This window comes from Ehrlichia ruminantium str. Welgevonden (assembly GCF_000026005.1).
Lineage (GTDB): Bacteria > Pseudomonadota > Alphaproteobacteria > Rickettsiales > Anaplasmataceae > Ehrlichia > Ehrlichia ruminantium.
Map to the genome: position 1 here is coordinate 1,392,682 of NC_005295.2, position 14,005 is coordinate 1,406,686.

At 27.7% G+C, this 14,005-nt stretch carries 11 protein-coding genes and 1 pseudogene; 6 read left to right on the forward strand and 6 right to left on the reverse strand.

Features of this window, described 5'->3' with window-relative positions:
- The first annotated feature begins 506 nt into the window (after positions 1-506).
- The 4 genes from ERUM_RS04365 (at position 507) to ERUM_RS04380 (ending at position 5,750) form a co-directional block, all read left to right on the forward strand.
- The gene (locus ERUM_RS04365) at positions 507-1,823 is read left to right on the forward strand and encodes a M16 family metallopeptidase (protein WP_011155488.1); all 1,317 of its coding nucleotides are present in this window, start codon (positions 507-509) and stop codon (positions 1,821-1,823) included.
- A gap of 2 nt (positions 1,824-1,825) precedes the next feature.
- Entirely contained in the window at positions 1,826-3,193 is a 1,368-nt protein-coding gene (locus tag ERUM_RS04370; protein ID WP_011155489.1) for a M16 family metallopeptidase, read from the forward strand.
- A 975-nt stretch (positions 3,194-4,168) separates the two neighbouring features.
- Positions 4,169-4,666, forward strand: coding sequence for a hypothetical protein (locus ERUM_RS05165; protein ID WP_197524285.1), 498 nt, complete (start codon positions 4,169-4,171; stop codon positions 4,664-4,666).
- A 439-nt stretch (positions 4,667-5,105) separates the two neighbouring features.
- Positions 5,106-5,750: a hypothetical protein gene (locus ERUM_RS04380; RefSeq protein WP_231837213.1), complete on the forward strand. Its 645-nt coding sequence runs from the start codon at positions 5,106-5,108 to the stop codon at positions 5,748-5,750.
- A gap of 257 nt (positions 5,751-6,007) precedes the next feature.
- Here the strand turns inward: ERUM_RS04380 and lspA are convergent, their stop codons facing one another.
- Together lspA and ERUM_RS04390 are read right to left on the reverse strand one after the other, a co-directional pair.
- Positions 6,008-6,457 (reverse strand): signal peptidase II, encoded by a 450-nt coding sequence (gene lspA / locus ERUM_RS04385; protein ID WP_011155491.1) that lies wholly within the window; start codon positions 6,455-6,457, stop codon positions 6,008-6,010.
- Positions 6,454-7,374, reverse strand: coding sequence for a bifunctional riboflavin kinase/FAD synthetase (locus tag ERUM_RS04390; protein WP_011155492.1), 921 nt, complete (start codon positions 7,372-7,374; stop codon positions 6,454-6,456). Before ERUM_RS04390 ends, lspA begins: the two co-directional genes overlap by 4 nt.
- Before the next feature lie 85 nt (positions 7,375-7,459).
- On the opposite strand from ERUM_RS04390, the gene grxC reads away from it, so the two are divergent.
- Positions 7,460-7,705: a glutaredoxin 3 gene (grxC, locus tag ERUM_RS04395; protein ID WP_044148753.1), complete on the forward strand. Its 246-nt coding sequence runs from the start codon at positions 7,460-7,462 to the stop codon at positions 7,703-7,705.
- 791 nt (positions 7,706-8,496) lie between these two features.
- Here the strand turns inward: grxC and ERUM_RS04400 are convergent.
- On the reverse strand, positions 8,497-9,339 hold the full coding sequence (locus tag ERUM_RS04400) for a HemK/PrmC family methyltransferase (protein ID WP_011155494.1): 843 nt from the start codon (positions 9,337-9,339) through the stop codon (positions 8,497-8,499).
- A gap of 6 nt (positions 9,340-9,345) precedes the next feature.
- Positions 9,346-10,146 (reverse strand): type I methionyl aminopeptidase, encoded by an 801-nt coding sequence (gene map / locus ERUM_RS04405; protein WP_011155495.1) that lies wholly within the window; start codon positions 10,144-10,146, stop codon positions 9,346-9,348.
- 552 nt (positions 10,147-10,698) lie between these two features.
- Between map and ERUM_RS04410 the strand changes: the two are divergent.
- Positions 10,699-10,976: pseudogene (locus ERUM_RS04410) on the forward strand (M24 family metallopeptidase); the annotation flags it as partial.
- Positions 10,977-11,308: 332 nt separating this feature from the next.
- Here ERUM_RS04410 and ERUM_RS04415 read toward each other — a convergent pair.
- Positions 11,309-12,427 (reverse strand): hypothetical protein, encoded by a 1,119-nt coding sequence (locus ERUM_RS04415; protein ID WP_011155496.1) that lies wholly within the window; start codon positions 12,425-12,427, stop codon positions 11,309-11,311.
- 12 nt (positions 12,428-12,439) lie between these two features.
- Positions 12,440-12,847, reverse strand: a complete 408-nt coding sequence (locus tag ERUM_RS04420; RefSeq protein ID WP_231837215.1) for a hypothetical protein — start codon at positions 12,845-12,847, stop codon at positions 12,440-12,442.
- Positions 12,848-14,005: the final 1,158 nt, after the last annotated feature.

The window sequence follows — 14,005 nt, forward strand, 5'->3', positions numbered from 1 at the left end:
TAAATTTGCTAATAATATATAAAACCACTTAAAGTAATCTTGTAAAAATGTACATCTTTAAGAGAAATTATAACCTAACACTTCATAACTTCATTTTATATAATAAACATAAAACGAACACATCAAACATATATAAAAAAGTACTAATAAACTTATATCAAATAATGACACTATTACCATAAAATATAAACCAGTAATTAACAGAGTAATTTTCAACTGACATTAAAAATATATCTACTTAGTATTGACCAATTATATATTTATAGTTTTTTTTCTTTTTATATTTACAATTTGGCATTTTGGATTATAAATAACCTAGCCTTAACTATTATAGTATGAGTAAGTAACTTAATACTATTTAGTTTGTGTTACATATTTATTGAAGTAAGTCGGCATAGTAAAATTAATAGTTTTACAATAAAAAAGTAATAGGCTTATTAGCATGTTCATATTTATAAATTATGCGTAAGTTTTTATTAAATTAAATCATTACAAAGGTTAAAATCATGGTTAGATTTTTTGTTTTATTCTTAATTATTTTCTGTATAACAACCAATAATGCTATATCAGTTAATGTTGAAGTTATTCATGAAAAGCTAGATAATGGAATGGAAATATACATCTTACCTAATAATCGCAGTCCAGCAGTCATGCATATGGTATTGTATAAAGTAGGTGGATCTGATGATCCAGTAGGATACTCAGGACTAGCACATTTCTTTGAACACTTAATGTTCAGTGGTACAGAAAAATTTCCAAATCTGATCTCAACTTTAAGCAGCATAGGTGCTCAATTCAATGCAGGTACTTCTGCATCTTTTACTATGTACCATGAATTAGTACCAAAACAATATTTGCCTCTTGTAATGGACATTGAATCAGATAGAATGAAAAACTTAAAAATCACTGACAATGCATTCACTAGAGAACAAAAGGTAGTGTTGGAAGAAAGAAAAATGCGTACTGAAAGTAAAGCAAGTACCATACTAGAAGAAGAGATGGAAAATGCTTTTTACTATAACGGATATTCTAGACCTGTAGTAGGATGGGAACATGAAATTAATCAATATAATAAAAAAATAGCAGAAGCTTTTTATAAGTCACATTATAGCCCTAATAACGCAATACTACTTGTAGCAGGAGATGTGGATTCTAATGAAGTCATAAAGCTAGCAAAACAATATTATGGAAAAATAGAACCTAGCACTCAAGAATTTCCACGAGTTCCAAGGTTAGAACCTCAACATAAAGTAAATATGACAATAACATTAGAAGATGAATCAGTTGAAGTACCAGAATTATTTTTAATGAATCAAATACCAAGTAAGCTGACAAAAAATTACATCACAAATATGATTACAGCAGAAATACTGGGTAATGGTAGATTCAGTATGTTATATAATGACTTAGTACTCAATAACCCTATTGTAACATCTATAAGCACTGATTATAATCATTTAGTATATAGTGACACTTTCCTTAGTATTCACGCTGTCCCTAAAGATGGTATTACTATACAAACAGTAGAAGAAGAAATCTATAAATGTATAAATGATTATATAGAAAATGGTATACCAGAAGAATACTTGGAAGCTGCAAAATATAGAACAAAAGCAAGCATGACCTATGCTTTTGATGGATTAGATTTTATATCACAGTTTTACGGGATCAGTTTAGTTATTGGAATACCACTATCAGAAATCAACAACATGTTCAATTTAATCGATAACATAACTATTGATGATGTAAACTCTACCTTACAAAACATTTTTCAAAACAAAGCAAAATTTGCTGGACATTTATTACCTAAATCAGGGGCATAATTATGAGAAACGTATTATACTATATAACAACATTAATTTTCTTTATAGGCAGTTTTTATAATGCTTACGCAGATAATAATGTAAATATTAATATACAAAAAGCTACCACCAAAAATAATGTCAGTTATTTATATGTTGAACATCATAACTTACCAATTATTTCATTAACACTCGCATTTAAAAAAGCTGGGTATGCATATGATACACCTGATAAGCAAGGGCTTGCATATTTTACATCACAAATATTAAAAGAAGGATCACAGAATAGCAGTGGCATTGATTTTATCAAGCAACTTGAAAGTAAGGGGATTGAACTAACATTTAACATAGATCAAGATAATTTTTATATCACTGTAAAAACTTTATCTGAAAACCTTGAATATGCACTATCGTTACTAAGTGATTGTTTGTTATATCCAACAAATGATGACGAAATATTTGACAGAGTAAAAGATGAACAGATTACACAGATTAAGTCTTTATATAGTGCCCCTAACTTTATAGCAGAATCTGAATTATTCAATGCTATATTTGAAGGACATCCATATTCCAACAGAGATTACGGAACAATAAGTACTGTTAGCAATATTAATGAAGAAGATGTACAATCATACATTAAGAGTAGTTTTGATAAGAATCAAATAGTAATCAGCGCAGCAGGAGACATAAACCCAACTAAACTATCGAATTTACTAGATAAATACCTACTGTCTAAATTACCATCTGGCAACAACAATAACACTATATCAGATACCACTATTAACAAAAAAAATCGCCTATTATATGTTGCCAGAGACATACCACAAAGTGTAATAATGTTTGCAATAGATGGAGTACCTTATAATAACAAAGATTACTATGCTGCAGATTTATTTAATACCATTCTAGGTGGACTAAGTTTAAACTCAATATTAATGATAGAACTACGTGATAAGTTAGGATTAACTTATCATACTAGCACTAAACTCGATAATATGGATCATAGCAATATCCTAAAAGGAGTACTATACACTGATAGCACTACAGTAACAAAATGTATGTCAGTATTTAAAGAAACCATAGAAAACATCAAAAATAATGGTATTGATGAAATGACCTTTTCAAATGCAAAGTCTAGTATAATAAATTCTTTTGTACTTTCATTACTTAATAACGACAATGTCGCAGATACATTATTAAGTATGCAACTATATAATTTAGATACCAATTATATAAATCAGCATAGTTCTTATTACGAAGCTATTACATTAGATGAAGTCAATAGAATAGCAAAAAAAATCTTATCTAATGATTTTGTTATAATTGAAGTTGGAAAGAATAATAATATCGACGGTAAAGAAATTAATGTAAAGCAAAATATACTTAATTAATATCAGTATATATAACATTACGTAATTGTGATTAGGTTAATATTTTTTGATTTATCACTTATGTTTTTTAAAAAATATGACCTCACAATTACAAAATATGTTAGAAATACAAAAAGTCAACTAGTAGCATTGTACTAGTACATAACTGAAAATAGACATTCCGCTATGATATAATATACAGTTTTATATGTACCATCTATACAGATATATACACCCTATTTTTATTATTTATACTAAACAACTCATATAAAACATATATGTATTGTTACATATTTAGATTATGTCAAAAACTAGTCATCTTTTAGCATAATTTTCAATTAATTATATGACTATAATTAACAAGATTAAAAAAAGAAGTATTACTACTAAAACAATATTTGTAAGTAAATACATCCATAAACAAACTTTATAAAATCACTTCTATATATTGAAAATATTACACTTATAATATATTAGCAATTATTCCGTAATTACATCAATAATCTTTCATACATAAATATACTTTACATCCAATAAGCAAGAAGTTCTTTCATTAATATTAAGTTTCATTGCTACATCTCAGTTATATAAAAAGGTAAGATAAACTAATAATCTACATCTTATATAACTAAATATATCAATATAGCTTAAACAATTAGTACAGTAAAATTTTTACAATCAATAGTATTGCATTATAGTAACTTAGAAAAAAGTAGTTATGTTAATTAGCATATTTAAAACACCTAATTTCTAATTCTAAAGAATTAACTTTTAAACAAACCAATAATAATATCTAACAACCTTTATAATTAACTTTGTATTACCTAAAATAAATACATATTTAATTTTATAACCTTAAACTTTTTATCTAATAATAACCAATTTTAATTACTATCTATCAAGTATGACATTTGTATTAAATTTAGTTGTAACATTTAGAAATATATTACATAGATTATCAATTATACCACCACATAATGGATAAAAACCTGGCAGTTGGCAGTTGGCAGTTGGCAGTTGGCAGTTGGCAGTTGGCAGTTGGCAGTTGGCAGTTGGCAGTTGGCAGTTGGCAGTTGGCAGTTGGCAGTTGGCAGTTGGCAGTTGGCAGTTGGCAGTTGGCAGTTGGCAGTTGGCAGTTGGCAGTTGGCAGTTGGCAGTTGGCAGTTGGCAGTTGGCAGTTGGCAGTTGGCAGTTGGCAGTTGGCAGTTGGCAGTTGGCAGTTGGCAGTTGGCAGTTGGCAGTTGGCAGTTGGCAGTTGGCAGTTGGCAGTTGGCAGTTGGCAGTTGGCAGTTGGCAGTTGGCAGTTGGCAGTTGGCAGTTGGCAGTTGGCAGTTGGCAGTTGGCAGTTGGCAGTTGGCAGTTGGCAGTTGGCAGTTGGCAGTTGGCAGTTGGCAGTTGGCAGTTGGCAGTTGGCAGTTGGCAGTTGGCAGTTGGCAGTTGGCAGTTAATAATATACTTTTAAATTTAATAAAGCAAGATATACCTTTATTATAATATTAAGAAAACTATAAATTTATAATACCAAAATAAAAAATGGCTAGTTATTTAAAAATATCGATATATGTTATAAAAAGGCTTATAAAAAAGATAATAAGTCACATTTTACATCTATTATGATTTTAGAAAAAATTAACTTTTTTATTTGATAGTAGATATTATAATGTTATTACAAGTACCTAATATAATGATTAGTATATATTAACATTAACTACTGTAATAGTTTCGCCAGTACACTGACTTACTATATCCATTAATAATAATTATTTAGTATTACAATTTTACAAATTCATAGTTATTTTATAACATTAAAGAACAAAATAATATTGTAGTATCGACAACAAAAGTAGAATTTTACAGCACCTTCTACACTTGACAAAATAATATTAGTTATCTAAAATGTTAGGTGTGTTTACTTATTTATGGTATGATCAAAATGCTACCTTTCACTAATTTATCACGGTATGAGCCAGCTCAAAGGTCTCTTTTATTAATGATGTTATTGAGTTTTGCTGTAATTGTTTATTGTTTATCAGTTTTATTAAAGCAATTCAGTGATCCTTCATTGGTTTCTAAAGCTCATTTTATTGCACTATTAGTTGCAATTTCAGTTTTTGTATTGTCTTTTATCACACTATGTATAGTGTCCTGTTGTAGTAACAGCTATATTAGACAAGAACAAGCAAAACAAAACAATAATGGTGCATCCTATCATAGCTATGAATTCAAACTTTCAACTGTAGCACTTATGGTATGTGCATCCATATCTCTTGTATCATCATCAGTATTTTTTGGATCAATAGTACGTAATGCTCAAGAGTTTAACATTTTGAGTGCTGTAAGTGATTTCGCAAACCCTCTTTGTATAGGACTTTATGCTTCTTTAGCTGTATTATTAGTCTCAGTAGTAGCACTTGCTATTAAAAATGTAATTAGCCCAGAAACATCTAATAGCTATATTTTTATTTGTGATCAACCAATACCAGAAAAGAGTTTAGATAAAATTTGTCAGAAAGTAATTACTCACCCTCATCTAGTGTGCTTTGTATCTTCTGAACAATTATGTAATGGTATTAACTAGATAATACCAATCTCTTTTCTGCTATTTATATAATGTCATCTTAGAAGTTATATATGTATGTTGGGTGTGTTTTTACTGAAAAAGTTAAGGTTTAAGTTTACATTTGTAGTCTACACTTTCATGAAGAGGCTTAAATATATAGCGTAATTTTTTCTTATAAGGGTTTATTATTTATTAGAAATGTAATAGCATTAATTAAGGAATAAGTATAGTACTAAGAGTAACTATTATCTACAAAAGAAAATATAATAACTGAATTATTTTCTTTTATTTTTTGGTATACTTTTCATAAGGATGATGCTTATTCCTATAACTATAAAAGAATCTGCAAAATTAAAAGCAGGCCAGTGCCAGTTTTTAACATAAATGTCTATAAAATCATATACAGCACCGTATCTTATCCTATCGATTATGTTTCCTATAGACCCTCCAATAATAATAGCTATAGGCATTTTATCAAATAGATCTGATATTAAAAAATAAAACAGTAAAGAAGTAATAACAACAGAAATACTACAAAAAATAAGATTACTATACATCAGGTTATGCATCATACCAAAACTTATACCTGTATTCCACACCTCAGAAATTTGTACAAAACTACAAATTTTTATTACACTAATATTTTGCAACAAGAGCATAACACACCATTTACTCATTTGGTCTATAAAAACTAATAAGCATATTATTAATATATATTTCTTCATAAAATTTGTTTTACTGTAACAATATCAATATTAATTTGCTGTTTTAATTGATCAACACTATCAAACTTACACTCAGGACGTATAAACTCTAATAACCTAATAGCCACATATTGATCATATATATCATTATTAAAATCAAAAATATGCATTTCTAAAATAGGAAATACAATATCATTAAATGTAGGTCTTAAACCTATATTTACAATTCCATGTAACCATGTATTACTGTTATTAATTTCTATAGAAGCAGCATATACTCCAAATTTTGGTACTAATACATGTCCAATATTAATATTAACCGTAGGAAAACCAATAACACGTCCTCTAACAAATCCCTTAATAACTTTACCATTAACTTGATATGGCCTACCCAGAATTTTATTTGCCAATTTTATCTTTCCATTAGATAGACTTTCTCTAATTACTGAAGAAGAACACAAAATATTCTCTACAAACAAAGGATCCAATTTTTTTACCTTATAATCATAGATAATCGAATAGTAATATAATAAATCTATATTACCAGAACATTCACATCCAAAGGAACAATTATGTCCTACTATAACATGTTTCATACCACAATTATTTACTAATACATCTTTAATAAAAACTTCTGGAGAAAGCTGTGAAAAATTTTTATCAAAATTAATCACATATAAATAATCTATTCCTAAACTTTCTAATAATTTAATTTTCTGATCAAAATCTAAGAGAAGAAACCCGTGTTTATTTCGTAAATACACTGATGGATGTGGTTCAAAAGTAACAACAGCAGATGCTAAATTTTCTTTTGTTGCAATATTCCGTATAGTATCAATTATAGCTTTATGTCCTAAATGTACTCCATCAAAATTTCCAAAAGTAATAGCAGTATCAACTTTACTTTCGTGGTTAAGATAATCATATATTATTTTCATAATAACATTTATAAAATTTCTCTATTTACTTTCTTCAATTACTATGATATCCACAAACACGTGGTTAAACATTATAGGATATGCAGTGACAAAGGTTATAATATATACTAAAGACTTTTGTTCTTATTGTACTAAAGCAAAGGCTTTATTCAATAGAAAAAATATACCATTTGAAGAAATTAATATAACAGGCAACAGTACCCTTAAAGATGAAATGATACAAAAATCCAATGGTATGAAAACCTTACCTCAAATATTTATTAATGATGTACACATAGGTGGGTGTGATGACTTATATAGACTATATGAATCTGGTCAATTAAAGTTATAGTTCCACTTTTGTTACTCATGGGTATACCTATCCTATATAAATAACACCATAATCGATAAAGATATTGCAGTAGTTCAAGGTTGGTAAAATATATACCAAGGCACTACATCACCTAAATATACAAAACATAATACTTAAGAGAAGTACATTATAATATAACATACTTAGCAAAAACTATAAACTTGTAGATAGACTTCAGGTTCAAGGTAGATTCTTTCGTCATTACTCTGCTCTTTTCATACATATTAAATTAAATAACAGTATTATAACAAGATATTTTTAAACAACCAAAATAATACATGTTAAGTATATGAAAGTTATAGGTTATTGTAATAAGTATTAATATTAAAAACTTTTATATAGCACCTTATTAAATATTTAATCAATCCTGAAGGGCATATTTCACAGATTATGCCTTATCAAAAGCCATACAATATATTAAACCATATTATAACAATAAATAAAAAAACTAGAACTTGTAATGTAGAAAATGTTTTACTTTATCAGCTATAAATATACAAAAAATAATAAAACATTCTCACAATAAATACAGTACCAAAATTTATATCACGATATCATATTTATGTAATATCAATCCAATAAAAGTATAATACCTTTATTACTTATTCAGCTCTGATTGAGTATTTTCAATATTAAACACATTATAAATTATTCAAGAGTGATCATATATCACTTGTTTAACAAACAACAAACACAAGACATTAAAAATAAAAATGCACTGTTGATTATACAAAATAAGGAAATTTAAAACCTCAATAATATTAGTTATTTCAGACCTGTTTAATTATTATACAACGTTTTTTGCCAGATAAATCATAACAGTATGAATGAAATTTCAACCCATATTTACAAATTATGTGATGAATTTGGAGCTGATCTTCTCCTATTTCTAGAACAGCAACACCATTTTTTTTTAAACATCTCTTTATCACCACAAAAATACTAAAATAATTTTCCAATCCTACTGGACCACCATCTAAAGCAACATATGGCTCATACAACTTTACTTCTGGTTGTAATGTCATAATCTTATTTCTTCTAATATAAGGAGGATTACTAACTATTAAATCACACATTTCGTAACAAGTATTCCAAGAAGATAACCTCATCTTAATTCTATTGTATACCTTATGATTTTTAAAATTTTGATATGCTACCCTATAAGCCTTAACATTTTTTTCTACAGCTATACCAACTGCTAACTTATAATAAGAAAGTAAAACCGTAAGTAAACATCCAGTGCCTGTTCCAAAATCTCCTATTACTAATCTACGATTTTTACAAGGATACATTGTGAATACGGCAGAAATTATACTTTCACTATCTGGCCTTGGATCTAATACATGAGAATTTACAATAAAATCCATACTCCAAAACTCTCGTTTACCTATAATATGTGATATAGGTACATTTAAAGCACGTTTTTTTACCATATCCCAAAATATCTCTGTATCAGTTTTATTTAGAGAAATATATGGATCTTTTACTACAATTAAGCCATCAACATTCATCAAATGTCTTATAATGACTTCTACATCACGCTTTGGATTGTCTATATTATGGTTATTTAAAAAATCAACAGCATTATTAAATAAAGAGGCTATAGTATTCATTATAAATCAACATACATAAGGTGGATAATGCAAATTCTTTGGAGATAAGGTAAATATTTCTACACCATTCTCAGTTACACCTAAAGAATGTTCGAACTGAGCAGATAAAGAAAAATCTCTTGTTCTAACAGTCCAACCATCTTCCTTACTAAGAACAGTATGGTGTTTACCAAGATTGATCATTGGTTCTATCGTAAAAAACATTCCCTCTCTAATGACAACTGGATCATTTTCATCATAATAATGTACCACACTAGGCTTATCATGAAACACACGACCTAAACCATGACCACAGTAATCTCTTACTATTGAATACCCATATTTTTTTATTTCTCTTTCGATAGCCAATCCAATTTGATTAAGCTTTTGCCCAGGAAATACTTGAGCAATTGCTACATTTAACGCATTATATGTAGCTTCACATAGACGTTTTGCTTTAATTGATGGTTCACCAACCCAATACATTCTACTGGTATCTCCATACCAACCATCTAATATAACAGTAACATCTATGTTCAAAATATCACCATCTTTTAAAGGTAAATCATCTGGTATTCCGTGACATACAACAAAATTCTTGGAAGTACATATGGACTTCGGATATCCTCTATATCCCAATGGTGCTGGAATTGCTCCAGAATCGATAATAAAATCATGACATAAATCATTTAGTTTATTAGTAGAAACTCCAGGCTGTACGTACGGAATAATAAAATCCAAAACTTTAGCTGCAAGTCTTCCAGCATTACGCATATATTGAAAATCTTCCTTGCTATAAATAGTTATATCAGAATTAAAATTACTCATAATTTCCTAACAAATTTTTTTTTTGTTAATATCATAATACTCCATAATATAATTATTTACTTCATAAAAATAATCATTTTCTCAAAAACACGAACTACTCATTACATAATATTGTCATCTTAGAATTTTTTATACCTAACATTTTAATTTCTCTAATGTATTACATATAGAAATTATTAATCATTAGCTGTTTAATATACAGAAATATATCCTTTTGTTTGTAACAACAAAGCTGTTTTCACCCCCCCCCCCCTTATATATTCGAAATTAGAATCTCATTTAATGTTTATAGCTATTTCTTGTAATAAGACTGTTATAATTATAGATGTTAATGTTTTGAACATAACTAGCTTATTTTTTCCAACTCCGTTTATATGATCTGTGATCTCCATGCTATTACAAACACTTGTGATTTATAACAATATCTTATCAAAAAAACTTCTACTCTTGTATTTAATGACTAAAAATAAAATCTTATTATCTACGTATAATTAAATAATAAAGAACGACTCAAAAGAAAAGTTCTTATTGCTCAATATGTAGCCCAAATCTTCTACTAATAAACTAAATGATTTATGTCATGATTTTATTATCAATTCTGGAGCAATTCCAGCACCATTGGGATATAGAGGATATCCGAAGTCCATATGTACTTCCAAGAATTTTGTTGTATGTCACGGAATACCAGATGATTTACCTTTAAAAGATGGTGATATTTTGAACATAGATGTTACTGTTATATTAGATGGTTGGTATGGAGATACCAGCAAATGTGTGGGGTCAGTGAACCATCAATTAAAGTAAAATTCTCAAATAAAGCTAAGTATAATATATTTAACACAAATACTATCAAGTAATGTATACAACTTTCTTTATATAAATACTTTATTTATATTAATATATAAAATGTATTGTACTTCATATTAATACAATCAGTAGATAATAATAAATAATGTTATTATTAAATAGTAAACCTAATAAAAAAGTTACATATATTAAACATTAGCTAAATGTAGAAAATACTCATTAATGGTACACTACTAAAATCTATCTTCATAATATATATCAAACTCACTAATATACTGAATTGTATTACTAGCACATACAACTTTTATAATAAAATCAGTATTATTATTAGAATAGATATAAATTATCTTACCAGTTATCTACCATACCCAGCACCCTTGCACAATTCTTCATCTTCTGATTCAGATTCTTGCTCTTGTTCCTGCTGATCTTCATAGTCTAACATATGCCCATAAACACCAGGTATTTCATAAACCATATTTTCATATATATTTAACATAGCATAAATACTTTCAAAACCTTCCACCATAGCTACATTACATATATTATCTACAATACTTTTACATATAATACCAAACTTACCCTTTTGCTGATTTTTTTCAACAAATTTACTAAATTCACTATCAAAACCAGGAGAACATACTTCACACACTATTTTTGGAAATGGCATATTACATATATATATCAACGGATATGTTGCTGTATTATCATACATATGTGCAATTGCCATATACACTTTATGTAAGAACCTTAATATGACAGATCTACAACATTGATAATCAGTACCAGTTTCACAACAGTGCACATAAACAGATCTACCTAATAGACTTATTTGAATACCAACACTTATAATTAACAAATTCACTGCTTGTATTTCTACCATATCGAAATATCGATTTCCTCTCGCATATATTAAATCACGAAATAACTCCAGAATTACTTTATAAAACTTTATACTATAAAAATTCGGCTTATCATCATCACATTGCATCATATGATATATACCAAGAATTTCCTTCTGACAGGCACTAGCATTTAGTTCATTATCACATATACTGTCAAATAACATACACAATATCATGTCAACTGCATAAAAATCAATGGAACTAAGACAACGTGTTATCATCATCTTACCAGCTTTATATACACTAAATATAAGAAAATAGTGCAATAAAATACTTGATTTAATAAGAGGTTCAATCATATAAGCATGTGAAGTGATTTCTGAAAATACCTTCTTATATTTATCTTTGATAACTAAAACATTACCTTCCTTCTCAAATAATTGACATAACAATATATAAATAAGTTTAAAATGCATCACTTTTAATTTCTTAAGTACACAAGATGATCTATGACCACCAGATTCTAAAACAGTTTGATTACATTCTACAGACTGCATTACAGATTCTTTCTTAGATTCACAAACACCAAATTGACCACTGTTAGTCTGAAGAATAGTAGCAGATACCAATTTCTCTGAATCCTAAAGAGGTATACTACATTCTTCCTCCGTTTTAGATACATCAGTTGTACGTTTTACAAGTCCAATAGGTAAATTACTATGTGATTTTATACTCTGCAGCACAACCTTACTTTGAGTTCTACTTTTTGGTCTAGCACCCTGCTGTATATATACACTCTCAAGTGCACTACTTTGCTGAACCTCTGATACAAGTCCTTCATTTGTTTCCCCTACCTCAGTTACAGCTACATTACTAGCACTAGCAGTTGCTCCCACACATTGACCTTGATCTGCACCTTCAACATTCTGAGCTTGTGTGTTAGACTCATCATTTGATGCACAGACTTTCTTTCCTCTATTATTGAATTGATCATTTTTCTTATTATTAGAATTCTTCCTATTTTTACCTTTATCTACACTAAATAACATATAAAAACCATCAACACACTTTATTAAGTAGTGTAATATAAACACAACAAAGTGTTAATTTTTTTTTTAAATGTATAAAATTCTTATTAAGTTACAACAACAAAGACATAAATCAAAATCAGGAATTCATACTCTATTACCAAAACATATCAGTAATATTTATAGCAAACCACAAACTCTATAGTCAAAAATATGATTATTCATTAATAAAACTTATACAATAAGACACAAGAACATTTAAACTTTGACTTTTTAAATTAATATAAAAATATTATGTTGATTCTATTATAAGTACACATTTTCACAATATATCTCACTTACCACATATAGAATATTGTTTGTATAAACACACCTAAAGCATTATCCTTATCACTTTTAGTATGATAAAAAGTAAAAACCACTAAATAAAAGTTTTAGATTTTATCTGCTTATATATACTACAACATAGTAAATCGAACAACTTATGTCATGATTTTACTCAAATACTTAAGAAACTTTTTGTATTAACCTATAAAATAAAGCTTTATCTATTTTATAATTTAAAAAATTTGGCTGTATATTATACAATTTTCGGTGATTTTACCATTTTAAAATATGGAAGCTTATATTAAACGGCTTGTATAGTTATGTTAGGAGGTCAATACCTAATAGAAGTACTAAACTTTATTATGTCATATGTATAATACAGTACTAGAGTTAATAAACTAAATAATCTATGTAGTGACTTTTATCGCAAAAACTCAGAAAATCCTTCTTAGTCTAGTAAATACAAAACATAAGCTTAAGTTTACTTTAAAGGATTTGTTTCTGTATCATAGAATTTTATATGACTTCACCATTATAACAATGATAATACTCTACACATAGATTTTACTAACACTAGATAGTTAAATACCATTAAATAGTATTTCTTATACATCATAAATTCACAGAAAAATATCTATATTAAACCATTTATAATACATTTAACATAGCATTTATCCATAACATGTTAATAATGAATGTATGCACCACCACCTTTCACTTCTATCATAATTACAAGACAGAGCAAATATAATAAATACTACTAGTAGTAATACTCAAAAGTTATATAACAAACACTAGTTAAATATAGAAAAATCATCATTAACAATACTTTATTAAAATTCATTTTCCTAT

What these genes read in the sequence shown, in the direction of transcription:
- ERUM_RS04365 (WP_011155488.1), top strand. Translation starts at nt 507, where the DNA reads ATGGTTAGATTTTTTGTTTTATTCTTAATTATTTTCTGTATAACAACC.
- ERUM_RS04370 (WP_011155489.1), top strand. Translation starts at nt 1,826, where the DNA reads ATGAGAAACGTATTATACTATATAACAACATTAATTTTCTTTATAGGC.
- ERUM_RS04380 (WP_231837213.1), top strand. Translation starts at nt 5,106, where the DNA reads ATGCTACCTTTCACTAATTTATCACGGTATGAGCCAGCTCAAAGGTCT.
- lspA (WP_011155491.1), bottom strand. Translation starts at nt 6,457, where the DNA reads ATGAAGAAATATATATTAATAATATGCTTATTAGTTTTTATAGACCAA.
- ERUM_RS04390 (WP_011155492.1), bottom strand. Translation starts at nt 7,374, where the DNA reads ATGAAAATAATATATGATTATCTTAACCACGAAAGTAAAGTTGATACT.
- ERUM_RS04400 (WP_011155494.1), bottom strand. Translation starts at nt 9,339, where the DNA reads ATGAATACTATAGCCTCTTTATTTAATAATGCTGTTGATTTTTTAAAT.
- map (WP_011155495.1), bottom strand. Translation starts at nt 10,146, where the DNA reads ATGAGTAATTTTAATTCTGATATAACTATTTATAGCAAGGAAGATTTT.
- ERUM_RS04420 (WP_231837215.1), bottom strand. Translation starts at nt 12,847, where the DNA reads ATGTTATTTAGTGTAGATAAAGGTAAAAATAGGAAGAATTCTAATAAT.